The organism is Microbulbifer maximicatervae (SeqCode), assembly GCF_052467615.1.
On record NZ_CP174319.1, the window covers coordinates 4,847,317 to 4,869,348 of the forward strand.

General features: G+C 50.7%; 24 protein-coding genes. 15 read left to right on the forward strand and 9 right to left on the reverse strand.

Translation table 11 applies throughout. From position 1 onward, the window contains the following. The first annotated feature begins 62 nt into the window (after positions 1-62). The 12 genes from metX to ACJJIM_RS21505 all read left to right on the forward strand — a co-directional run bounded on the left by metX (position 63) and on the right by ACJJIM_RS21505 (position 11,246). A complete protein-coding gene (metX, locus tag ACJJIM_RS21450) occupies positions 63-1,247 on the forward strand; it encodes a homoserine O-succinyltransferase MetX (protein ID WP_413665826.1) in 1,185 nt (394 codons plus the stop codon). Continuing rightward, entirely contained in the window at positions 1,247-1,837 is a 591-nt protein-coding gene (metW, locus tag ACJJIM_RS21455) for a methionine biosynthesis protein MetW (RefSeq protein ID WP_282930320.1), read from the forward strand. The genes metX and metW overlap by 1 nt, the downstream gene beginning before the upstream one ends. Positions 1,838-1,977: 140 nt before the next feature. Beyond that, positions 1,978-2,427, forward strand: a complete 450-nt coding sequence (locus ACJJIM_RS21460) for a DUF4426 domain-containing protein (RefSeq protein WP_413664060.1) — start codon at positions 1,978-1,980, stop codon at positions 2,425-2,427. Positions 2,428-2,519: 92 nt separating this feature from the next. Further along, on the forward strand, positions 2,520-3,137 hold the full coding sequence (rdgB, locus tag ACJJIM_RS21465) for an RdgB/HAM1 family non-canonical purine NTP pyrophosphatase (protein ID WP_444911929.1): 618 nt from the start codon (positions 2,520-2,522) through the stop codon (positions 3,135-3,137). Beyond that, positions 3,130-4,344, forward strand: a complete 1,215-nt coding sequence (gene hemW / locus ACJJIM_RS21470; protein WP_444911930.1) for a radical SAM family heme chaperone HemW — start codon at positions 3,130-3,132, stop codon at positions 4,342-4,344. Before rdgB ends, hemW begins: the two co-directional genes overlap by 8 nt. Positions 4,345-4,491: 147 nt before the next feature. Continuing rightward, on the forward strand, positions 4,492-4,821 hold the full coding sequence (gene trxA / locus ACJJIM_RS21475) for a thioredoxin TrxA (protein ID WP_282930316.1): 330 nt from the start codon (positions 4,492-4,494) through the stop codon (positions 4,819-4,821). A 365-nt stretch (positions 4,822-5,186) separates the two neighbouring features. Beyond that, positions 5,187-6,446: a transcription termination factor Rho gene (rho, locus tag ACJJIM_RS21480; protein WP_108731406.1), complete on the forward strand. Its 1,260-nt coding sequence runs from the start codon at positions 5,187-5,189 to the stop codon at positions 6,444-6,446. A gap of 275 nt (positions 6,447-6,721) precedes the next feature. Next, complete coding sequence (locus ACJJIM_RS21485) at positions 6,722-6,991, forward strand: RNA recognition motif domain-containing protein (RefSeq protein ID WP_020413665.1); 270 nt, start codon at positions 6,722-6,724, stop codon at positions 6,989-6,991. A 156-nt stretch (positions 6,992-7,147) separates the two neighbouring features. After that, the gene (gene ubiD, locus ACJJIM_RS21490) at positions 7,148-8,614 is read left to right on the forward strand and encodes a 4-hydroxy-3-polyprenylbenzoate decarboxylase (protein WP_444911931.1); all 1,467 of its coding nucleotides are present in this window, start codon (positions 7,148-7,150) and stop codon (positions 8,612-8,614) included. A gap of 184 nt (positions 8,615-8,798) precedes the next feature. Further along, positions 8,799-10,019, forward strand: coding sequence for a serine hydrolase domain-containing protein (locus tag ACJJIM_RS21495; RefSeq protein WP_444911932.1), 1,221 nt, complete (start codon positions 8,799-8,801; stop codon positions 10,017-10,019). A gap of 86 nt (positions 10,020-10,105) precedes the next feature. Then, complete coding sequence (locus ACJJIM_RS21500) at positions 10,106-10,609, forward strand: hypothetical protein (RefSeq protein ID WP_444911933.1); 504 nt, start codon at positions 10,106-10,108, stop codon at positions 10,607-10,609. A gap of 307 nt (positions 10,610-10,916) precedes the next feature. Then, positions 10,917-11,246, forward strand: coding sequence for a hypothetical protein (locus ACJJIM_RS21505; protein WP_413664065.1), 330 nt, complete (start codon positions 10,917-10,919; stop codon positions 11,244-11,246). 196 nt (positions 11,247-11,442) lie between these two features. Here the strand turns inward: ACJJIM_RS21505 and ACJJIM_RS21510 are convergent, their stop codons facing one another. From ACJJIM_RS21510 to gshB, 9 genes are all read right to left on the reverse strand, one after another. Continuing rightward, entirely contained in the window at positions 11,443-12,471 is a 1,029-nt protein-coding gene (locus tag ACJJIM_RS21510) for an alpha/beta fold hydrolase (RefSeq protein ID WP_444911934.1), read from the reverse strand. Between the two features lie 88 nt (positions 12,472-12,559). After that, positions 12,560-13,810 carry a heme biosynthesis HemY N-terminal domain-containing protein gene (locus ACJJIM_RS21515; RefSeq protein WP_444911935.1) on the reverse strand — a complete coding sequence of 417 codons (1,251 nt, stop codon included), beginning with the start codon at positions 13,808-13,810 and terminating at the stop codon, positions 12,560-12,562. Beyond that, on the reverse strand, positions 13,807-15,135 hold the full coding sequence (locus ACJJIM_RS21520; RefSeq protein ID WP_444911936.1) for a uroporphyrinogen-III C-methyltransferase: 1,329 nt from the start codon (positions 15,133-15,135) through the stop codon (positions 13,807-13,809). Before ACJJIM_RS21520 ends, ACJJIM_RS21515 begins: the two co-directional genes overlap by 4 nt. Before the next feature lie 120 nt (positions 15,136-15,255). Next, positions 15,256-16,038: a uroporphyrinogen-III synthase gene (locus tag ACJJIM_RS21525; protein WP_444911937.1), complete on the reverse strand. Its 783-nt coding sequence runs from the start codon at positions 16,036-16,038 to the stop codon at positions 15,256-15,258. 1 nt (position 16,039) lies between these two features. Beyond that, positions 16,040-16,957, reverse strand: coding sequence for a hydroxymethylbilane synthase (gene hemC / locus ACJJIM_RS21530; protein ID WP_444911938.1), 918 nt, complete (start codon positions 16,955-16,957; stop codon positions 16,040-16,042). A gap of 77 nt (positions 16,958-17,034) precedes the next feature. Next, entirely contained in the window at positions 17,035-17,457 is a 423-nt protein-coding gene (gene ruvX / locus ACJJIM_RS21535) for a Holliday junction resolvase RuvX (RefSeq protein ID WP_413664071.1), read from the reverse strand. 20 nt (positions 17,458-17,477) lie between these two features. Continuing rightward, complete coding sequence (locus ACJJIM_RS21540) at positions 17,478-18,062, reverse strand: YqgE/AlgH family protein (RefSeq protein ID WP_282930307.1); 585 nt, start codon at positions 18,060-18,062, stop codon at positions 17,478-17,480. Positions 18,063-18,096: 34 nt separating this feature from the next. Then, positions 18,097-19,008 carry an energy transducer TonB gene (locus ACJJIM_RS21545; RefSeq protein ID WP_444911939.1) on the reverse strand — a complete coding sequence of 304 codons (912 nt, stop codon included), beginning with the start codon at positions 19,006-19,008 and terminating at the stop codon, positions 18,097-18,099. Between the two features lie 92 nt (positions 19,009-19,100). Continuing rightward, the gene (gene gshB / locus ACJJIM_RS21550) at positions 19,101-20,057 is read right to left on the reverse strand and encodes a glutathione synthase (RefSeq protein ID WP_444913412.1); all 957 of its coding nucleotides are present in this window, start codon (positions 20,055-20,057) and stop codon (positions 19,101-19,103) included. A 350-nt stretch (positions 20,058-20,407) separates the two neighbouring features. On the opposite strand from gshB, the gene pilG reads away from it, so the two are divergent. The 3 genes from pilG (at position 20,408) to ACJJIM_RS21565 (ending at position 21,957) form a co-directional block, all read left to right on the forward strand. Further along, on the forward strand, positions 20,408-20,803 hold the full coding sequence (pilG, locus tag ACJJIM_RS21555; protein ID WP_020413651.1) for a twitching motility response regulator PilG: 396 nt from the start codon (positions 20,408-20,410) through the stop codon (positions 20,801-20,803). 235 nt (positions 20,804-21,038) lie between these two features. Beyond that, positions 21,039-21,401 (forward strand): twitching motility response regulator PilH, encoded by a 363-nt coding sequence (gene pilH, locus ACJJIM_RS21560; RefSeq protein WP_108731421.1) that lies wholly within the window; start codon positions 21,039-21,041, stop codon positions 21,399-21,401. A 16-nt stretch (positions 21,402-21,417) separates the two neighbouring features. Further along, positions 21,418-21,957, forward strand: a complete 540-nt coding sequence (locus ACJJIM_RS21565; protein WP_444892581.1) for a chemotaxis protein CheW — start codon at positions 21,418-21,420, stop codon at positions 21,955-21,957. Positions 21,958-22,032 lie beyond the last annotated feature (75 nt).

A 22,032-nucleotide genomic window follows, 5' to 3' on the forward strand; every position in this document is an offset into this window, starting at 1 on the left:
GCAATTTGCCAGGCAGCACCTATCAACCTGACAGATACAGTGCTTTGCCAACGGAAAACCCTATCGCTTCTGCGGAAGCCCAAACCGCAACTACCGGTGACCCAGGCTCCGTGGGCCTTGTTGAGCCTAAAAGCCATCACTTTAGTGAACCGCTGGAATTGGCCTGTGGTCGAGTACTGAAAAATTACACTCTGGTTTATGAGACTTACGGTGAACTCAATAGGGAAAAGACTAACGCAGTTCTGATCTGTCATGCTCTGTCTGGGCATCATCACGCTGCGGGGCGACACAGTATCGATGATAAGCGTCCGGGGTGGTGGGACCACTATATCGGTCCGGGTAAGCCGATAGATACTAATCATTTCTTTGTGGTGTCCGTTAATAATCTCGGCGGTTGCCACGGATCTACCGGCCCCGTATCCATCAACCCGGATACCGGCACTACCTGGGGGCCGGATTTTCCATCACTGCGTGTCCGCGACTGGGTCCACAGTCAAGCGCGTCTGGCGGATATGCTAGGTATTCGACAATGGGCGGCGGTTGTTGGCGGCAGTCTCGGTGGAATGCAGGCGATGCGCTGGTCACTGGAATACCCTGAGCGCCTGCGTAATTGTGTGGTGATTGCCTCTGCCATGAAGTTATCTGCACAGAATATCGCGTTTAATGAGACCGCACGCCAAGCGATAACATCCGATCCAGACTTTTGTGATGGGCACTACCTCCAACAGGATAAGTTACCCCGTAGAGGCCTGGCCGTTGCGCGTATGATCGGGCACATCACTTATCTGTCTGACGATGGGTTGGGGCGCAAGTTTGGTCGAGAATTGCGCAGTGGCAGCTTTCAACAAGGATCGGATGAAGAAGTGGAGTTTCAGATACAAAGTTATCTGCGCTACCAGGGAGCCAGTTTTTCCACCACCTTCGATCCCAATACTTACATTCTGATGACTCGAGCGCTGGATTTCTTCGACTTAGCTCGGGAATACGGGGATGACCCGGTAGAGGCCTTCTCCCATGCCAAGTGCCGGTTTTTATTGGTGTCATTTACTTCTGATTGGCGCTTTGCGCCGGAGCGCTCGAGGGAAATCGCCGATGCCCTGATGCACGCGGATATTCCAGTCAGCTATGCCGAAGTAGAGTCAGCAATGGGACACGATGCCTTCCTGCTGCCCAATGGTCGTTATGAAGGTGTATTTCGTGCCTATATGCAGAGAGTTGCGGCAGAAATTGCTGAGGAGGTGTACTGATGCGGATAGATTTGGATGTGATCCAGGAATGGATCGCTCCCAACAGCCGGGTTCTCGACCTCGGCTGTGGCGATGGTGCACTGCTCGATCAGCTGGGGAGAAATAAAAATGTGAAAGGCTATGGCCTGGAGATTGATCCCGAGCAAATAGAGCGATGTGTGGCCCGTGGGGTCAATGTTGTCGAGCAAAATCTGAATACAGGGCTGGGAAATTTTGCTGATGGTAGCTTTGATGCTGTGGTGATGACCCAGGCACTGCAAACCTTGAGTCAGCCTCATTTAGTGGTAGAGGAAATGCTCCGGGTTGGGCGGGATTGCATTATTACGTTTCCCAATTTTGGGCAGTGGAAGGCCCGCTGGCACCTCGCATTCTCCGGGCGCATGCCAGTATCCGACTTATTGCCATACGAATGGTATGACACTCCCAATATTCACTTTTGTACTTTTACAGACTTTGAGGTGTTATGCCGAGAAAATGGCTGGGCGATTCTGCATCGGCAAGTGGTTTCTGAGTCCATGGTTGGGCGGGCATTCAAAGACTTTTTACCAAATTTGTTTGGTGAGACAGCCATCTATCATCTAACTCGCTAAACTAAGATTTGCGCCAGCTCTTTTGTGGAGGACTTTGGTGCGATAAATAGATCGAGAGAGGCACTCCTGAGGGGGCCTGACTGGAATTGACCACCAAACCTACCGGGAGAGGTGGCGCCTATAACAACTGGAGGTGGAGCGTGAAACGCATCCTTACCCTGGCTGCTTCTGTGGCCTTGCTATTTTTATCTGTCGGCGCTGCCGCGCAAGAAGCGCGTACGATTAAGAACTACGCTGATTTTGGCGACTATCGAGTAGTCTATTCAGTGTTCAATAGCGATTTTATCCAGCCGGATATCGCCCGTCAGTACCAGTTGGCTCGAGCAAAAGATCGGGCGTATGTAAATGTCTCTGTCGTCAAGAAAGAGGGCGGAACCCATGGCCTCAGCGCTGAGATGTCTGGCACAGCTACCAACCTGATCCAGCAGTCAAGACCACTTAAGTTCAAAGAAATTCGGGAAGGGGATGCTGTTTACTATCTCGCACCCCTGCGCTTTGAGGATGAGGAGACCCTTACCTTTAACGTAGATATCAAGCTGCCCAATGGTAAAAGTGAGACGATCACTTTCCGTCGCAGATTGAACCGATAGACATCTGCCAAGGTTCCGCTGGCTGAGAGCTGGTCGAAACCCCTTCTTTAAGATTCACCGCGGGCCGAGGCCCGCTTTTTGTTTGAAGCAATATGGTAAATAAAATTGTTCTTGCCAGCGGTAATGCCGGCAAACTTCGCGAATTTTCACAGCTGTTCGCCTCATGGGATATACAGGTTCTTCCTCAGTCTGACTTTGGGGTAAGTGACGTTGATGAGACCGGATTGAGCTTTATTGAGAATGCTTTGATTAAGGCCCGCCACGCCAGCCGTATCAGTGGCCTGCCGGCATTAGCCGATGACTCCGGGCTGTCGGTAGATGCATTGAGTGGTGCGCCGGGAATTTACTCTGCACGCTACTCAGGTGCCGGGGCGACTGATGAAAAAAACAATGCGAAGTTATTGGAGGCCATGGTTGATGTTGAATCTAAGCATCGCACTGCCAGTTTCCACTGCGCGCTGGCTTTTGTACGGCAATGGGATGACCCGGTGCCTTTGGTATCTAGTGCAAAGTGGAGCGGGACAATTTTGCGGGAGCCGGCGGGAGAGCAGGGTTTTGGTTATGACCCGCTGTTCTTTGTTGAATCTGAGGGAATGACCTCCGCTGAACTGCCGAGAGACTTGAAGAATCGACTGAGCCACAGGGCCCAGGCTATGTCTCAATTTGAGCTTTTATGGCAGCAAAATATGCAGGGTGCCGACCTTGCCTGATCAGATTGCTGAATTACAGCTGCCACCACTAAGCCTGTATATCCATATCCCTTGGTGTGTGCGCAAATGTCCCTACTGTGATTTCAACTCCCACCAGGCTGATAGAGACCGGGCTAATTCGGACTACGCCCTACCGGAATCCGAGTATGTGGCGCAGTTGCGCCTGGATCTGATCAGCCAGTTGCCCTGGGTGCAGGGGCGAAAATTGCAGTCCATCTTTTTTGGTGGTGGTACGCCGAGCCTGTTCTCCCCCCAAGCAATTGGGCAGATCCTGGAGGCTGCTGAGCAGGTGGTGGGTTTTGCTGAAGGGGTCGAGATAACCCTGGAGGCCAACCCCGGCACTTTTGAACAAGCCAAGTTCACTGGCTATCGATCTGCTGGAGTTAATCGTCTTTCTATTGGAGTGCAAAGCTTCGATTCCAATCAGCTACAACAGTTGGGACGTATTCACAGCGGAGAAGAGGCCGAAGGTGCCCTGGCAATGGCGCGTCGTGCGGGCTTTGACAATATTAACCTCGACCTGATGCACGGATTGCCCAATCAGACCGAGGTGGAAGCCCTTGGCGATTTGCGCCGAGCAATTTCCTTGGCTCCAGAGCATATTTCCTGGTACCAATTAACGATTGAGCCAAATACTGCATTCTACAGTGCGCCACCAGTCACCCCCGGCTCCCAGCTGATAGCCAGTATGCAGGGCAGCGGACGCGAACTACTGGCGTCCGAGGGCTATCGTCGTTACGAGGTGTCGGCTTATAGCAAACCCGAACTTGAATCCCGCCATAATATTAATTATTGGTCATTCGGAGATTATCTGGGGATTGGTGCCGGTGCTCATGGCAAGGTAACCCTAGCTGAAACTGGGCAAATTCTGCGCAGTCGTCGCACACGCACTCCGAGGGACTACTTGTCTATCGCCAGGCAACATCCCGAGCTGCTGCATAGTGCCTTGTCTGAACCCCATACTGACAGGGTTGAGAATGAGGATTTGCCACTGGAGTTTCTTATGAATGCCCTTCGCCTGGCGGATGGTGTTCCCAGTGATACTTTTACCCGCCACACCGGGCTGCCGATGTCCGAGCTGCAAAAACAATGGCCTACCCTGATGGCAATGGAGCTTGTAGAGCGTCTGGATAAGCGGATTGCTGCCACGGCTTTTGGCTTTGACTACATCGATGAGATTTTGCAGCGCTTCCTGGAGCAGGCGTAAGTCTGTGGCAGGAAAGACTTGAAATCCCATTTTGCGCCCCAATTTTGAGGGCAATGGTGCATCGCAGCTGTATAACCACCGCTGTGACCGTGAGAAGATGCGTTGGCGGTGCCCACGCATCGAGTAACTAAAGAACAGGAATGCAATATGAGCGAGCACTCAATCGTCAACGTATCTGACGCTGAATTCGAAGCAGAAGTTCTCAAAGCTGAAGGCCCGGTGTTGGTAGATTTTTGGGCACAGTGGTGCGGTCCGTGCAAGATGATCGCTCCAGTGCTGGAAGACCTGGCAGGCCACTACGGCGATAAGTTGAAGATCGTAAAAGTGGACGTTGATGCGAATAAAGAGAGCCCGGCCAAATACAATGTCCGTGGTATCCCCACGCTGCTGCTGTTCAAAGGCGGCAATGTCGAAGGCACTAAAGTCGGCGCACTGTCCCGCGCACAGCTGACTGAGTTTATCGACGGTCAGCTGTAAGACTGTCGTTTCCATCCTGCAAAGGGGGTAAATTTCTTTGCAGGATTGGAAACACCCGTTATACTGGCTGTAATTCTGAAATAGTTCAGCGGTCTTGAATTAAATGAGACGAGCTGACAAAACGCCCCTCCACAGGGTCCCTGACCATCCCCGGCGCGTATACTCCTCGAGTTGAACTTGTTCTGATAATGCTCCATAAATTGATTATGGAGAGCAAAAGTTTACTGAGTACTGTGGTCTTGGTAGGAAAAGGTACCTAGGTGTATCGGGTAAATAAACGAGCTAATCTCTAATATCAAACCCCTCCTCAAAATTTCAGGCGTGTCCGCGCCATATGACAACAGAAACATTAATAAGCAATTGGTATGAATCTCTCCGAATTAAAAACCAAACCCATTGAAGAGTTGATTGAAATAGCCAAAGGCATGGGCCTTGAAAACCTGGCCCGTTCGCGCAAGCAGGATATTATTTTCAATATCCTCAAGCGCCACGCCAAAAGCGGTGAAGATATTTATGGCGACGGCGTATTAGAAATCCTTCAAGATGGTTTTGGATTTTTGCGTTCTGCTGACTCCTCTTATCTTGCGGGACCGGATGATATATATGTATCTCCAAGTCAGATTCGCCGATTTAATTTACGTACGGGTGACTCAATTTCCGGAAAGATTCGCCCACCGAAAGAAGGTGAAAGATATTTTGCCTTATTAAAAGTTAACGAAATTAATTTTGACAAACCGGAAAACGCACGTAACAAAATTCTTTTCGAAAACCTCACTCCTCTATTCCCCAACGATCGCCTCACCCTCGAGTGCGGAAACGGCTCCTCCGAAGACCTGATTGGTCGTATTATTGATCTTGTAGCTCCAATCGGGAAAGGCCAGCGCGGCTTGATTGTTGCGCCGCCGAAGGCCGGTAAAACGATTATGTTGCAAAATATGGCACAGGCCATTACGCGCAATAATCCAGAGTGCCATTTGATCGTACTGCTGATTGACGAGCGTCCTGAGGAAGTGACAGAAATGCAGCGCTCCGTGCGCGGTGAAGTTGTTGCCTCTACTTTTGATGAGCCGCCGGCACGTCACGTACAAGTTGCGGAAATGGTAATTGAAAAAGCCAAGCGCCTGGTTGAGCACAAGAAAGATGTGGTTATCTTGCTCGACTCTATCACCCGCCTGGCTCGCGCTTACAACACAACAGTTCCTAGCTCCGGTAAAGTATTAACCGGTGGTGTTGATGCTCACGCCTTAGAGCGCCCGAAGCGCTTCTTTGGGGCAGCGCGAAATATTGAAGAAGGCGGAAGTCTGTCTATTATTGCTACTGCACTTATCGATACCGGCTCGAAAATGGACGAAGTGATTTTCGAGGAATTTAAAGGTACCGGTAATATGGAATTGCAGCTGGATCGCAAAATTGCTGAAAAACGCGTATATCCGGCCATTAATGTGCGCAGATCCGGCACTCGCCGGGAAGAGCTGTTAATGCCTGAGGGCGAGCTGCAGCGAGTGTGGATTTTGCGTAAGCTGTTACACGATATGGAAGATGTTGCATCGACTGAATTCCTAGTGGATAAATTGAAAGATTTCAAGACAAATGACGAATTCTTCCTATCCATGAAACGGAAATAATTTTTGTATATAAAGTAGCGCCTAAAAAGGCGCTCTTTATTTATTAGGAGCAGAATAAGACGATTAATTGCGTCTATTACTGTTGAAAAGGCGAGCCATTAGGCATATAAAGTTCCACATTGTGGCGCTTGATATGGATTTTAGGCAACGCGCCTTACTGAATTGGCCCAGGGGTTTATTTCTCCGCAAAGGGCCAATCTCAAATGGTTAATCTGGTGGAGCTGGTTATCCATTTGTGACTGCACGACAGCCCACACACCTAGTGAGAACCTTTTGTGAATATCTATATTGGAAATCTGGCCTACGCGGTAACCTCTGACGACCTGCACGAAGCTTTTGGTGCATTCGGAGAGATCTCTCGGGCTACTGTTATCACCGACCGTGAGACTGGCCGCTCTAAAGGCTTCGGTTTCGTAGAAATGCCTAACGACGATGAAGCGCGCAAAGCTATCGAAGAGATGAACGACCAACCGCTGTCTGGCCGTAACATCCGCGTTAACGAAGCTAAGCCTCGCGAAGATCGTCCGCGTCGCCCCCGCTTCTAAGCTGTAAAAAGCTTATTATTTCCGCGGCTCGCAGCCCAGGCTTGCGAGCCGTGACTCCCTCCCGCCTCTCTCTTCATTCCAATTGGTGTGTTGTTACCTATCCTGCGCCTTCTGTTTTACACTGCGCTCTGGTTTATAGTCACGCCTTGTTAGCCCATGAAATATAAAGATCTACGCGACTTTATTAAGTTGCTGGAAAAGCGCGGCCTACTAAAACGAATCAAGCACCCTGTTGACCCCATTTTGGAAATGACAGAAATTTCCGATCGCGTATTGCGAGCTGAGGGGCCTGCATTGTTGTTTGAGAACCCGGTAGGCTTTGAGACCCCAGTTCTCGCCAATCTATTCGGAACACCAGAGCGAGTCGCCCTGGGGATGGGAAGAGAGAGTGTTGCCGAACTGCGTGAAGTGGGAGAACTACTGGCTTTTCTCAAGGAGCCGCAGCCACCGGAAAATCTCCGCGATGCCTGGGAGAAGTTGCCGGTCTTTAAGCAGGTCCTGAATATGGGGCCAAAAGTTGTAAAGGGTGCCGCTTGCCAACAGGTGGTCCTTGAGAAGGATCAGGTTGATCTACATCAGCTACCAATCCAAACCTGCTGGCCGGGAGATGCCGCTCCGCTGGTCACTTGGCCCTTAGTAATTACCCGAGGGCCTGAGAAGAAACGGCAAAACCTGGGCATATACCGGATGCAATTAATCGGAAAGAACCGCCTGATTATGCGCTGGCTCAGTCATCGCGGGGGGGCTCTGGATTATCGGGACTGGTGCAAGAAGCACCCCGGTGAACCCTATCCGGTAGCTGTTGCCCTGGGTGCCGATCCCGCCACAATTCTGGGGGCCGTTACCCCGGTGCCGGATACTTTGTCTGAGTATGCCTTTGCCGGCCTGCTGCGGGGGGATAAGACAGAAGTGACCGATGCCTTACTCAGTGATCTTCAGGTGCCTGCCAGTGCCGAATATGTTCTGGAAGGCTTTATCTATCCCGATGATATGGCTGATGAGGGGCCCTATGGGGACCACACCGGTTACTACAACGAAGTGGACAGCTTCCCTGTATTTACGGTAGAGAAGATTACGCACCGTAAAAATCCCATTTACCACAGCACCTATACCGGGCGTCCACCGGATGAACCTGCGATTTTAGGCGAGGCTTTAAACGAGGTTTTTGTGCCAATCTTACAAAAGCAATTTCCTGAAATTGTCGATTTCTATTTGCCGCCGGAGGGATGCTCTTACCGTCTCGCTGTGGTCACCATGAGGAAGCAGTATGCAGGTCACGCCAAGCGGGTAATGATGGGTGTCTGGTCCTTCCTGCGTCAGTTTATGTACACCAAGTTTGTTATTGTCGCTGACGAAGACGTCAATGCCAGGGATTGGAAAGATGTAATCTGGGCGATGACCACACGTATGGACCCGGCGCGGGATACGGTGATGGTAGAAAATACTCCGATTGATTATTTAGATTTTGCTTCACCGGTCTCCGGTTTAGGCTCAAAAATAGGTTTTGATGCGACTAATAAATGGGAAGGTGAAACTAGTCGTGAGTGGGGTGTACCTATTGAGCGCGACCCGAATGTGGTTAAAAAGGTTGATGAAATATGGTCTAAATTGGGCCTCGAATAAGCGCGGCGTTATATTTTCAGTACTCCCGTCCGAATAAGCGCCTCTGATGGCGCTCAGTAGAGTGACCGCTTAGCGGTCACTCTTTATTTTTTCTTCCTTCTTTGCATCTATAGCTTTTACTGCTGGCGTCGCAGTCAGGTACGGGCTCGACCGTGGCCCTGAATTAACTATAAGGATTGCTTTAATGAGGAAAATTTTTTTAGTGGGCCTGATATCGATAGGTATTTCCATATTTTTGCTAGTCGTACCAAGTGAGCAGGAGCAAAGTGCCGGAATTGATAATATCGAAGATTTTATTCCTGCCGTTATGCATGAGGCAGCTATACCCGGAATAGCCGTTGCCAGAATAAAAGAGGGTGAACTTGCGCTTCAGCATGTGTACGGGATGGCCGATATTGAGACCGGCAAACCAGTTACTCAGGATACGTTATTTAATATTGCCTCGATAAGTAAGCCGATTATGGGCGTAACACTATTGCAATTGGTCGACGATGGTAAATTGGCATTGGATGAGGATATTAATAGCTATTTACCATTTAAGGTCGACAATCCACATATAGAAGGGGAAAAAATTACACTGAGACATCTGGCGAGTCACTCTGCAGCAATTAAAGATTATTTTGACTACGCCACTTACACTGAAAATCGTGATCCATCTATCAGTTTGGAGCAACATCTACGCTCCCTGCTGGTTAAAGGGGAAAGCCTGTACGGTAGTGGGGATTATTATCTGACAAATAACCTCGGGGAGCACAGACAATACAGTAATCTTTCTGCCGGTTTAGCTGGGTTATTGGTTGAGTCAGTAACCGGCCAGTCTCTCGCCAATTATAGCCGGGATACTTTATTTCACAGCCTGGATATGGAGACTGCCAATTGGAGACTCAATGGAGTAGATCTGAGCTCTATCGCAGTTCCCTACAAAGTAGAGCAATGTGTACCATATATCGGTCTGTGTGTAGATAGTGAAGCGGAGAAGATGAACTATTTAATTGGTCGATTTATTGATCCTCCTTTTGAGTACAAGCAATTTCATCCGTATGCACACAGTGGTAATCCGCAATATCCCGACGGTGGTGTTCGTGTAAGCATTGCTGACCTCAGCGATTTCTTGCTAGCGCTGCTTAATAATCGGGATAAAGCTGGAACTCAGATCTTATCAGATGTTATGTATCAGGAAATGTTTCGTCTGCAATTACCGGTGTCTGTATCAGATTCGCAGCGCTTCTTTTGGCGCGATCGCAATGGCCTTACTGGGCACATGGGAACTGATCTGGGTGTATTTGTAGCTATGTATTTTGAGCCAGAAAGTAAGGATGGTTTTATTATCTTGATGAACAGAGATATGGATATTAAATCGGCCAATGCGATGAAGCGTATTGCTATTCGTCTCATGAAAATATAAAAACAACTATAGGATGAGCGCTCCTGAAATTTTTATTTTAAGGAGTGTCTTTCTTGTTGTGTGTTTTTCTAAGGTTGGACGAGAATATGATAGGGAATTTATCAAAACTAGTAATTCTATTTTTTGGGATAGTAATATTTCAGCCTGTAATTGCCAGCCAGGGTAATGGTGCAGAGGTAATTTTTGAGAAGATCAAAGGGCTAGCTGGAGAGTGGAGAGAGGAAGGGACGGAAAATGACAATTTTGTTATTAGTTTTACCGATACAGCTGGGGGAAGTGTGGTACTGGAAAGTTGGCTCTATAACGGGCGCCAACATTCCCTGACGGCCTACCACTTGGATAACGATAATTTAATAGTGACGCACTATTGCCCCCAGGGTAATCAGCCCAGGTTAAGCTGGCAAAAAAATAGTGCTGAAGATACTTTGGCATTCTCTTTCAAGGATGTAACTAATTTTACTTTGGAGAGTAAGAGTCGTCTGGATAGCCTCACTTTTACCTGGTTAGGTAACGGCAAGTTACAGCGGGAAGAGACTTACTTGAAGAACGGGGAGCAGTTACCCTCATCCCTGACCCTGGTACGTAAATAAGCTGCCAAATCGTTATTAACTGATAGTTTAGATGTATTATTTCTCAAAGCTGGAGCGAAATTCGCGCCAGCTTTTTTATTTGTGAACTTTATTGTGGTTTTGGTTTATATAAGTATGATTCGCGACTGAATTTGCATGCTGTTGCCAGCTTATTGACATGGGGTGACAGTGCGCGCTATGCCCGGGTTGTGTTTTTGCGTATGACGACATGCTGCATTGAAAACAAGTGGATATCTAATTCCTGGGGTTGGGAAACGGTAGAAGTTGGAAGTGAGTAAATAACTAAAATTAAATGGAGAGGTAACAAATGGAATTAATTATTTTTGTAATTATTATGGTGGCAGTTCTTGTTCTGCCTCTAAAGTTGGCAGCTGCCATGTTGGGGGCGAAAAATACGGGTGTATTTTATTGTCTTTTCGCTTTGCTATTGGCCCTGATTATTCAAAGAATTGTTGGCGGTATGTTGCCGGGTGTGACGGATAGCGCTGGAATTTTAATGACAATTCCCCTGGCTGCTATTGCCTATATGCTGGTACTTGGTACGGGTTTTTTAAAAGCTATTCTAATTGCCCTTTTACAAGGGGTAATTACTTATTTTGCCATGCTACTTTTTGTGGGTTTGCCCTGGGCTGTTTAAAAACGAAATAAATTCTCGTAGAAAGTTTGCAAGCGGCGACTTATTGAATGTTAAATCGCCATTTGCACTATCATTGATTACTAATAGTTTCTTTGCGTACAAACTATAACTTTCTGAAAATGGATGCTCTACACATCAATCTCCGTGCCAATGATATGTTTCCTAGATTGGGTTTATACTGGGCAGGCTGTAGGTCCTACTTTCCAATAGGAGCCGCAAGAAATTTACTTAAAACATCAATATAAGTTGGAAAGGCTTCGAACTGGGGTAAATGTCCAACCCCCTCCATCTCAACTAATTCGGCTTTGGGGATTTCTGCTGCCGTACGCTTGCCCAATTGATCGTAACGCCCTAACTTTTCTTGTACAGCTTCAGGCGCGCGGGCGCGGCCAATGGCTGTTCGATCTCGGGTACCTATAATCAGTAGGGTGGGCACCTTGATATTGGCAAACTCATAAAGTACCGGTTGAGTGAATACCATTTCGGAGGTTAGGGCATCCACGGTTGCCATATGAGCCGCATCGGGTCCCTGGGTCCAGCCAGCTTGAATATCCAGTAGCGGGTTATATTCTTCGCGCCACTGCTCAGAAAAGTAGGCTTTACTCATGTAGCGTTTGATAGATTCTGGAGTTTGCTTTTTCTCGCGAGCAATGGCTTGGTCCAAAGGTTCATAGGGAACCCATCGCTTCCAGTCTTCAAGGCCTATAGGATTTACAAGTGCTAACTTTTTGACTCGCTCCGGGTACATCAGGGTAAACCGGGTAGCCAGCATACCTCCCATAGAGTGCCCAACTACAATAACCTCTCTTATTTTCAATTTATCCAATAAAACCTTGGTATTGTTGCTAAGCCCCTGAAAAGTATATTGGGTAAGCGGTTTACTGGATTTTCCGAAACCGATCTGGTCCGGTGCTATAACCCGGTACCCTAGCTGACTGAGTTGGGAGATAGTCTCCTTCCAGTAGGCCGCCGAAAAATTCTTTCCGTGCAACAGGAGTACCGTTCCTCTTGCATTTTTACCCTCTGCAGGCGGTACATCCATAAAGGCCATTGCCAGTGGTTGCCCCTGTTGTTCGAAATGAAAGTGATGAACTGGATAGGGATATTCGTAATCAGTTAAGGCTTTATCTTGAGGCGTTACTGAATATTCAGCAGATGCATGGCCGGTAAAAAACACACTGGCGGTAAGAAGCAAGGCAACTATGTAGCGCACAAAGAGGGTCACAGCCGTGTCCTTATTGGTAAACGGGAGTTCACTATAGGCGCAATTGGGGAGTGGCTGAAAGGCCCGTCGGCCTTTCAGGGGGAATGACTCAGGCGTGTGCGCCTAGTAGGGGAGTACCTTGGCTGGGCATAGGCAACTGGGGCAAGTCCTTGACTGCTTGTAGCAAACCTTCCTCATAGAGTTTTGCTGCTTTGTCTTTTTCCCCAAGGGATTGAAATAGGCGAGCCAGTTCAGCGGAGGTAGCGGGATCTTGGCGCAACAACAGGCTTTTCTCGAAATACTGCTGCGCTTTGCCCCAAAGTTCATTGCGCATTGAGAGACGTCCGAGACAGGTTAGCAGTGCGGCACTCTCCCCATACTCTTTCAGCCAACCTTCAGCTGCTGATATTTGTGCCGCAGGGGCGGCCCCCACCAGGCAGCCGTAGAGTTCGGCAAGATTGGGGTCCCAAGCTCGATTGAGTAGCCAGCGCAAATGCTTCTCTGCCTCTGTGTCTTCACCAATCCGATGCAGTTGCTGTGCGTAGAGACTGCGCAGGGCTTCATTGCGTTGCCAGCGGCCACTCAGGCTTTGCCAGGTATCGTGTAATTTATCGATATCTTTGCGATTAGCTGCTTCGGTCAGCTGATGTTGATACACCTCGAGTTCAAGCTGGTGCAGCTCAGCTTCGGGCATGTTCGCATGTTTCTCCAATTCGGGCAGTAATGCGCGAAGACGGCTCCAGTCACCCAGAAGGTAATAAGCCTGCTTGAGAAGTTGTAACAGGGCAGGATGTTTCGGCTCGAGCTGCTTGGCGCGCTCTAGGCTGGCAATACACTGCTCGTAATGTTTATCGAGGAGCTGCATACGAGCTTGGCTTAGGGCTACAGCCAGGCGGGTATCTTCACCACAGGCCTCCGCTTTGGCGAGTAATTCATTGGCCTCCTCACGAAAGCCCAGCTCAAAGGCGCTGCGCGCTGCCGCCAAATAATTGATCAGCGGGGCTTCAGATCGAGGGGCGCTCTTCAGCAGCTGACGACGCGCCCGGGACCAGTTGCCCTCCATAAATTCCACCAAGCCGCTGGTCAGGCGTCGGCGCGCTACACGCTGGCGACCAAATCTCAGCCGGTCGACGCTACCTCGGAATCCGCGAAAGATACTGCGAGCCAGCCAAATGGCAAAGAACAGGATAATTAGAGCTGCTGCCAGCGAGAAAATTGCGAACCAGAGGTTCATCTCGTAGCCTTTATTCAGCTCACCGCCAATACCGATTACCAGGTAGCCGGGATAATTGTTAATAGCCTCCGGTAGAAAAGCGCCGAGCAGCAGTAGTACCAGAGCGGTGAAGAACAGTTTTTTCACTGGTTCTCCTCCTGTTGCGAGGCAGTTGGTGTGGTGGTGCCGGATGTTTTGTGTAAACGCTCAATATAATTGCGCAGGGCAAGCTGGGAGGCGCTGAGGTCAGGCATTTCGACCTGGATACGTTGTTTGCTAAGTTCCGTTAGTTGTTGGGCCAGCGCATCGCGCTGCGGACTGGCAGTGCCATAACTGAGTAGTAGCGACCGCGCACTATCCAGAGCGTCCCTGTAAACCGTGGTATCGCCGCGAAGCAATGCCAGTTGTGCCTGCTCCATATAAAGGCGCAGAGTCTGGCGAAAGCGAGCTTCACTCTGTGGGGACAGCATTACCGGGTTGATGTCTCCATCAATGGGGCGCACCGATTCGCGCATGAAGCGGGTGAAGTTGTGCCACTCCCGCTTCCATAGGGGGGCACTCTCCTCAATGGTGGGCTGCTCTTCACTGGGTTGTTCTGCCGAAGCCATATCGAATTGTGGTTGGATATTTGTGCGGATTAGCTGTTCTTCCAAGGCGCTGAGACGGAGGTATAAACCCTGGCGATCGATGTTTTGGACCAGCTTCAGTGAGGTGATATCACGGGCAAGCTGTTGGCGTACCCCGTACAGATCCGGTAAGTCCACATCGCGCAATATCTCGTCCACGCGCTCGACCAGCCCCAGCGCAGCGCGACTATCGTCTTCGAGAAGCAGGCGCTGGTTGGCTAGACGCAACAGATAATCTGCCTCAGCCAATTGCCAATCGTCGCGGCTTACATTTCCCAGCTGACCCAAGCGGTTTCCCTGTGCGGTGACACTGCGCTGCATGGAAGCCAGTTGCTGCTGCAGTTGGGCGATAGTGCGATTTTGTCGCTCCAGTTGATTGCGTAAATTGGCATCGGCCTGCTCCAGCTGATTGAACTCCCCGGAATAATCGGGGGTTTGGGGTTCAGTTGGGGCAGGGGTAGCAGCTGGGGTTTCCGAAGTGATATTGGAGGTCGGCGCTTGGGTGGTGTTTTCAGCGGCAACCGGCACTTCCGTTGCAGGGGTAATAGTGGTGGTGCTCTCCGGGGCTGCCGTTTTTCCGGGTAGATAGTTGAGGTAAGCGCCAAGGTGTTCGCGCAGCTGAGGAGAGTTAAACCAGGCCAGTGAGGCCACAGCAATCAAAATGAGGATGAACAGTAGCCACCACCACAGCCCATTGGATCTACTGGCCGCAACACCGCCGCTGGCTTTACCCGTAGAGGCTTTTTCCTCTGAGGCTTTGGCGAAATTACTTTTGCCTTTTACAGGCTTTGTGTTTTCCGGGGGCTCATTGGTTGCGGCTACATTTTGATCTTTTTTATCGGTCATGGGTATGGCGGCGCAGGTGGAAAATGTCGTCAGATTATAACGAGTGGCGCGAGCCTTAATAGCGGGCTAAACGCCGTTTTAAGATTTTTAGCGCAAAGCGATCGAGAATTCGATTGCAAATCAGCCGAGGGCTTTACGCAGTGTTTCCAGCATAGCGTTATCGCCGGCATTTAGCGCGCTATAGCAACGGGCAAAACCAAGCTCATTTGCCCGATTGGCAACTCGTATACTCGGGCAGATAAGAGCGGTTTCAAAGAGTGTATTGCGGTTTATCTGGCGGATACAGGTAACCAGGTTATCGAGTGTTTCACCGCTGTGCACACTGATAATATCGGGTTGGAATTTATACTCAGCCAGGGAGGTTGCAGCCTCCGGTGGCAGCACTCTCCGATAGAGTTCGCAATAAGTTACTCGCGCACCCCTATCACTCAAGGTGTCGCCGATAAGAGGGCGGCCACCGGAGCCACGAAAAATAAGGACTCTTTTCCCGTCCAACTGCTGTAACCAGGGTAGGCGCAGCAACTCCTCGGAGTTCATCGTATTGCCACTTTGCTCGCTGGGTATACCGCGCTTTTCCAGGGCGCTTGCGGTTGCTGCGCCGATCGCTAAAAAGCGAGGCCCCTGGGGAAACTGTGGCCAATAATCTTCAAGCCAGTCTACGCCGTAGCGCACGGCGTTCTGGGAAACAAAGATCGCGACATCCGTTTGATCGAAATCGAGGATTGAGTTTTTTAAGGCCTGTATGGCAGCTTGATCCTCAATTGGCTCTATGCCGAGCATGGGGATGTTATCTACCTGGGCCCCCAGGCTGCGCAGTAGCGCACACCAGTTATCAGCCTGCTGCGTTGGCCGCGTACTGAGAATACGTTTGCCCTGCAGCAGGTCGGAGGTGAGATCGCTCATATCAGATAGCGGTGAGGATTTTATCGGCACCATCGGCCAGTAACTGTTCCGCGAGCTCAGTACCCAGGCGCTCTCCCTCAGTGGCAGGGCCACGATTGTCGGCATGTATCATGGTTTTGCCATCGGGACTGCCAACGAGTCCGCGCAACCACAGGGTGTCACCACCCAGCTCGGCGTAGCAGCCGATAGGCACTTGGCAGCCGCCGTTGAGGCGCTTAACCAGGGCGCGCTCCGCACTGAGTCGGGCTGCGGTTTCCGGACAGTGGAGCGGTTGGATCAAGGCTTCCAGTTCGCTATCGCGGCGCGACTCGATACCCACTGCGCCCTGTCCACCAGCGGGGAGCAGGATGTCTGTTGCCAGGAAGCTGCGAATGCGTTCCGGCATCTCAAGTCGCAGCAGTCCGGCCGCAGCGAGGATGATTGCGTCATAATCGCCGGCATCCAGTTTGGCCAGTCGGGTATTCACATTGCCCCGTAAAAAGGTGACTTTGAGGTCCGGGCGACGGGCAAGTAATTGGCACTGTCGGCGCAAGCTGGAAGTGCCGACTACTGCGCCCTGGGGCAGGTCATCAAGGCTGTCATAAAGATTACTGACAAAGGCATCGCGGGGATCTTCACGCTCACAAATAATCGGCAGGTGAAGTCCTTCGGGGAATTCCATGGGGACATCTTTCATCGAGTGAACTGCGATGTCCGCACGGCCTTCGAGCATCGCCACTTCCAGTTCTTTAACGAACAGGCCTTTGCCGCCCACTTTGGTTAGTGGGATGTCCAAAACCTGGTCACCCCGGCTGGTGAGGGGCAGTAACTCGATAAGAAGTTCGGGATGCGCCTGTTGCAGGCGGTCTTTGACATAGTTGGCCTGCCACAGAGCCAAAGCACTCTGTCGGGTGGCAATGCGAATACGATCTATAGACATGCGGCTCAATCACTTATTGGTTGAAGCGGCCATTCTAACAGAGTCGCAATGCCGTGAGGTTCTCAGTAGCTGTGGGGCTAGCCCCTGGTGCGCAGCCAGTCTTCGAGAATTATCCGTGCGGCTATTGAGTCCACAGGGTCTTGTGCGTAGTTGCCACGATGTCCGCGTTCGTTGGCCTCTTCCTTGGCGGCTCGGGTGCTTAAACGCTCGTCAATGAGTTCTACCGGTAGTCCATAGCGACCGTGCAGGCGCTGGCTGAATTTTCGCGCACGCACGCCAAATTCACTTTCACTGCCATCCATATTGAGGGGGAGGCCAACCAGTAAAAGGTGGGGCTGCCACTCTTTAATCAGGCCTTCGACGGAATCCCAATTGGGCTTGCCATCTTTGGCGGGCAGTGGGGCCAGTTCCCGTGCTCCACCGGTAAGGCTCTGGCCGTAAGCTACGCCAATAGAGCGGGTTCCAAAGTCAAAAGCTAGCGCTGTGACGGGTTTATTCATAGAGGTCAGTAGTTTTTCTGTTAGGCGTGGCCAGCTTGGGAGCCGAGGCCGGAAAGATCGATGCCGTGGCGGGCGGCGGCGCTTTGCCAGCGTTTTTCGACCGGTGTGGCGAATAGGGTTTCGGGCTCTGCCGGCAGTGTCAGCCAGGCGTTTTCTGTCAGCTCCTGCTCCAACTGACCGGGCCCCCAGCCTGCGTAGCCGAGGGCGAGTAGTACATCGTCAGGGCCGCGCCCTGCGGCGAGGGATTCGAGGATGTCCTTGGAGGCAGTCAGGCTGATATCTGAATTGATTTCGGTGGTAGAGTCGAAGTGCATGCCGGTGCCGTGCAGTACAAATCCCTGCTCTGGTGACATGGGGCCGCCCAGTAGAACTGGTTCGTCACCGCGCAAGCTGAGATCCTCCAAAGACAGCTGCTCGAATACCTCGTGCCAGTGCACCTTACTGGGCATATTGATCACTATGCCCATGGCACCGTCGCTATTGTGCTCAACAATCAGTGCGATAGCGTGTTTGAAGCGCGGGTCCTCCATACCGGGCATGGCCAGAAGGAACTGGCCGCGCAAGTTTCCGTGAGTCAGGTCGCTATCGATATTCGAATTAGGCATAGATCAGTAATAAACTGCCAGTTGAAAGCCCATTTTAGCCTCGGCTGGGCAGATCCCCCGCAGAAGTAGTAAGTCCCCCGGTTCTTTCGAATTGCCAGGTACGGATAATTTCCAGTCGATCAACCTCGTTCTTGATCTCTACTGGGAAGGGAGCGAAGGGAGCAGCCAGACGCACAATTTGTTGGGCCGCATCATCGAGAATGCGCTCCCCGGAGGATTGAAGAATAACAACCTTCTCGACGGCTCCGGTGGGAAGCAACCGCACCATCATGCGTAACTCGCCACTAATTTGTTTTTCCAAGGCCTCTTCGGGAAAGTTATCACTGCCAACAGCTTCTATTTTCTGGCGCCATTCATGTAAATAAGCGGCATCGGCTGAGGCTCTGGTAGCTACAGATGTCAATCTGCGTACTCGGGGGCGCTCGGCAATAGTTTGGCGAATTTTATCGAGACGCGCCTCTAGGCTAGCTATTTTAGGGTTGCTCAATGGCAGGTCATTGGGTGCGTCGCCGCGTTTTTCCTTGGATAACTTATCTTCTGCCGAAAGTTCAGGAGCCTGAATCGGGCTCTCACCAACTGTGGTAATTAACAGGCGGCGCTGCTCTGCTGGCCGCGCAGATTGTTGTTGTGGCAAAGGCGTCACGCGATGAATTTGCGTATCGGCAAACTCGGCACGGCGCTTAGTGGATAACTCTTTCCGAGAGTCTGCGGTACCACTGGCTAATTGGTTGTGCTGTGCCAAGTAGTCAGCATCCTCTGGGGCCTGAGCGGAATTTTGCAAAGAAAGTGTGACTTCAAGTGTCGGTGGCGCCTGTGCACCTTTCGGAGCAGCAAAAGCCACTCCGAAAACAATTAGCGCATGTAACGCGGCGGCTAGAAATAATGAGAACACAAAGCGTTCACGCTGCATTGCATGAAACTGTGTCGCGTTGGCAGAGGAATTCATTATCTATTATCAACTACTACTTATTCGGGCGTGCGTTTCACACAGCCTTGTTCTCAGTGGTAAACCGCCCTGAGAGTTATCAAACGTCCAGTTTACCTTTTTTGTGCCAGCAGGTGTGTGATGCCGCTCATTAGTCGCGCGCCTATATCCGTATTGTAAGCGGCATCAATTTCCCGTACACAAGTGGGACTGGTAACGTTAATTTCTGTTAGGTAGTCACCAATAACGTCCAGCCCGACAAATAACAGACCTTTTTCTTTCAAAGTGGGAGCGACTTGCTCAACGATCCAACGATCTCTATCGGTCAGGGGGCGTGCTTCGCCGCGCCCACCGGCTGCAAGGTTGCCGCGAGTCTCGCCCGCTTCCGGAATTCGCGCCAAGCAATAGGGAATCGGTTCACCGTTAACGACCAGGATACGCTTGTCACCGTCTTTGATTTCGGGGATGTAACGCTGCGCCATAATCTGCTGGCGGCCGTGCTCGGTAAGCATTTCCAGAATTGCTCCAAGGTTGGCGCCATCTGGTTTGCAATGAAAGATGCCTGCACCGCCCATACCGTCTAGAGGTTTAAAAATGACATCTTGATGAGTTCGATGAAATTCCCGCAGCTTCGCCATATCGCGGCTGACTAGAACCGGTGGGCAGCACTGGGGGAAACTTGTCGCAAAAATTTTCTCATTGCAGTCGCGTAGTGCCTGAGGCTTGTTGACTACCGTCGCACCTTCGCGCTCTGCCGCTTCGAGAATATAAGTGGAATAAATATATTCATTATCAAAGGGGGGGTCGACGCGCATCAGGATTACATCCAGGTCCCCGAGTGGCATTTCTCTGGACTCTTCCAGAGAAAACCAACGATTTGCATCGTCAAAAACCTGCATAGGGCAGCCGCGCCCAGTTGCGCGTCCATTCTCCAGGTAAAGATGGCTCTGCTCGAAATAAAACAGTTGGAAACCACAATCTTGTGCGGCTTGTAACAGTGCAAGCGTCGTATCTTTTTTAAAATTGATCTGGGCGATGGGGTCCATCACCACACCGAGGGAATAATTCATACGGGTTTCCAAATCGTTGGGTATTTCTATCCCAGTTATCACTGGTATTGCTCCCAAATTTGTGGCGGCTACCAGCGTTGTTGGATAGATAAGGTAAGAGCAGCTTTGCGAAGGTGCAACCTTCTTAACGCAATACCTCCAATGAATGTATAAGTGGTGATAATTTGAACTGCGTCGCCTGCAGTGTGTCGACTCAGCTAGATTCGCCTGGGGTTCTGTGATAAAAGTTCGTCTCAGCGTGCGACCTTCGCCAGGCTAGGCGCCCGGACCCCGCAAGCGGTTTGAAAAAAGGGCGCAACTAAAGTTTTCGCGTGCCCGAAAATAAGTAAACAGGGGATTCAAAAAAGACTATGGAGCTTAACTGGGAAAGTCTGACTGTCATGGTGATCGACGACAGTAAGACAATTCGCCGCACTGCGGAGACGTTGCTGCAAAAGGCGGGCTGTACCGTGGTCACCGCGACAGACGGTTTTGATGCGTTAGCAAAAATCGCGGACTCCCGTCCGGATGTCATTTTTGTCGATATTATGATGCCGCGCCTGGATGGCTATCAAACATGTGCGTTAATAAAAAATAACAGCGAATTCCGCTCCACCCCTGTTGTAATGTTGTCGAGTAAGGACGGTTTGTTCGATAAGGCAAAAGGGCGTGTTGTTGGTTGCGATCAATATCTGACCAAACCTTTTAGTAAGAGCGAGCTGCTGGGTGCTATTTCCGCTCATGCCAAGCCGCACCATGCCGCATAAGTGGCCTACAGAAAAAGAAAATATAGATAACGGACTCCATTGTGGGCATTGTGCCCACAAGCTCGGTACCAAAACTTAATTAGAGTACAGATTTTCCGGTTGTTACAGACCGGTTGATTTTTGTACCCACACTATCGGTAGTCATAGTGCATCTCGGCACATGCTAGCGAGGATAATCACAACAAAAACCGCCGAGCGCAGTAGTTGTTGCCGAAAAGATGTCATGGGGGAAATGATGGCAAGAGTACTAATAGTTGATGACTCTCCTACAGAAACACATAAGCTGACAACCATTCTTGAAAAAAATGGCCACGCAGTAATCACCGCTCCCAACGGTGAAAGCGGAGTTGAAGTAGCCCGCGCCGAACGCCCCGATCTGATCCTGATGGATATTGTGATGCCGGGTCTCAACGGTTTCCAGGCCACCCGCCAATTGAGCAAAGACAGCAATACCGGTGAAATTCCGATCATTATGGTAACTACCAAAGATCAGGATACAGACCGTGTCTGGGGTATGCGCCAGGGAGCCAGGGCTTACCTGACCAAACCTGTCGATGAGAGCAAATTGCTGGATGCGATCGGGGAGGTGTTGGCCTAATAGCCAGCTGCGAAAAGTGCAGTCACAAACACCTTATTTAGCTCTGGTTGATATTGCACGGCGCGCCAAAGCGCAGGCCACTGGCCTGCCTGGCCGCCGGGAAATCAAACCCTACTGGACCGGTATCGGTTTCTCTCTTCTGGATAACCACTTTGTCGCCTCCATGGATGACGTTGTGGAATTGCTCGAAGTGCCACAGCACACCTTTATTCCGGGCGCTCAGCCTTGGGTAAAAGGCGTCTCTAATGTTCGTGGTCGCCTGCTTCCCCTTATTGATCTCGCAGCTTTTTATGGCGGCTACCTCTCAGGTCCGCGCCAGCAACGTCGTGTTTTGGTGCTCGAGAGGGATAAGACCTACGTGGGGCTTATCGTGGATAAATTGTTTGGGATGCAGCACTTGGCGTTTGAGTATGCCCGTGAGGCACCGACAGATTTGAGTGAACCATTTGCGCCAATGGTGCACGGCCAGTTTGTTTTACAGCAGCATCGTTGGCTCGTTCTCGATATGCGGGCACTGATCAAGGATGCGCGTTTTATGGATGCAGCTTTACGCTGACTAATCCAGTTCTTTCTTTCCGGTAGCCGAGGGTGGTCGACCGGATGGCCCGCAATTAGTGCAGGGATGTACAGC

Excerpts from the sequence above, each read along its gene's own strand:
- metW (WP_282930320.1), top strand. The coding sequence starts at position 1,247 with ATGCGGATAGATTTGGATGTGATCCAGGAATGGATCGCTCCCAACAGC.
- rdgB (WP_444911929.1), top strand. The coding sequence starts at position 2,520 with ATGGTAAATAAAATTGTTCTTGCCAGCGGTAATGCCGGCAAACTTCGC.
- trxA (WP_282930316.1), top strand. The coding sequence starts at position 4,492 with ATGAGCGAGCACTCAATCGTCAACGTATCTGACGCTGAATTCGAAGCA.
- rho (WP_108731406.1), top strand. The coding sequence starts at position 5,187 with ATGAATCTCTCCGAATTAAAAACCAAACCCATTGAAGAGTTGATTGAA.
- ubiD (WP_444911931.1), top strand. The coding sequence starts at position 7,148 with ATGAAATATAAAGATCTACGCGACTTTATTAAGTTGCTGGAAAAGCGC.
- ACJJIM_RS21495 (WP_444911932.1), top strand. The coding sequence starts at position 8,799 with ATGAGGAAAATTTTTTTAGTGGGCCTGATATCGATAGGTATTTCCATA.
- ACJJIM_RS21500 (WP_444911933.1), top strand. The coding sequence starts at position 10,106 with ATGATAGGGAATTTATCAAAACTAGTAATTCTATTTTTTGGGATAGTA.
- ACJJIM_RS21505 (WP_413664065.1), top strand. The coding sequence starts at position 10,917 with ATGGAATTAATTATTTTTGTAATTATTATGGTGGCAGTTCTTGTTCTG.
- ACJJIM_RS21520 (WP_444911936.1), bottom strand. The coding sequence starts at position 15,135 with ATGACCGATAAAAAAGATCAAAATGTAGCCGCAACCAATGAGCCCCCG.
- ACJJIM_RS21525 (WP_444911937.1), bottom strand. The coding sequence starts at position 16,038 with ATGAGCGATCTCACCTCCGACCTGCTGCAGGGCAAACGTATTCTCAGT.
- hemC (WP_444911938.1), bottom strand. The coding sequence starts at position 16,957 with ATGTCTATAGATCGTATTCGCATTGCCACCCGACAGAGTGCTTTGGCT.
- ruvX (WP_413664071.1), bottom strand. The coding sequence starts at position 17,457 with ATGAATAAACCCGTCACAGCGCTAGCTTTTGACTTTGGAACCCGCTCT.
- ACJJIM_RS21540 (WP_282930307.1), bottom strand. The coding sequence starts at position 18,062 with ATGCCTAATTCGAATATCGATAGCGACCTGACTCACGGAAACTTGCGC.
- ACJJIM_RS21545 (WP_444911939.1), bottom strand. The coding sequence starts at position 19,008 with ATGAATTCCTCTGCCAACGCGACACAGTTTCATGCAATGCAGCGTGAA.
- gshB (WP_444913412.1), bottom strand. The coding sequence starts at position 20,057 with ATGAATTATTCCCTCGGTGTGGTGATGGACCCCATCGCCCAGATCAAT.
- pilG (WP_020413651.1), top strand. The coding sequence starts at position 20,408 with ATGGAGCTTAACTGGGAAAGTCTGACTGTCATGGTGATCGACGACAGT.
- pilH (WP_108731421.1), top strand. The coding sequence starts at position 21,039 with ATGGCAAGAGTACTAATAGTTGATGACTCTCCTACAGAAACACATAAG.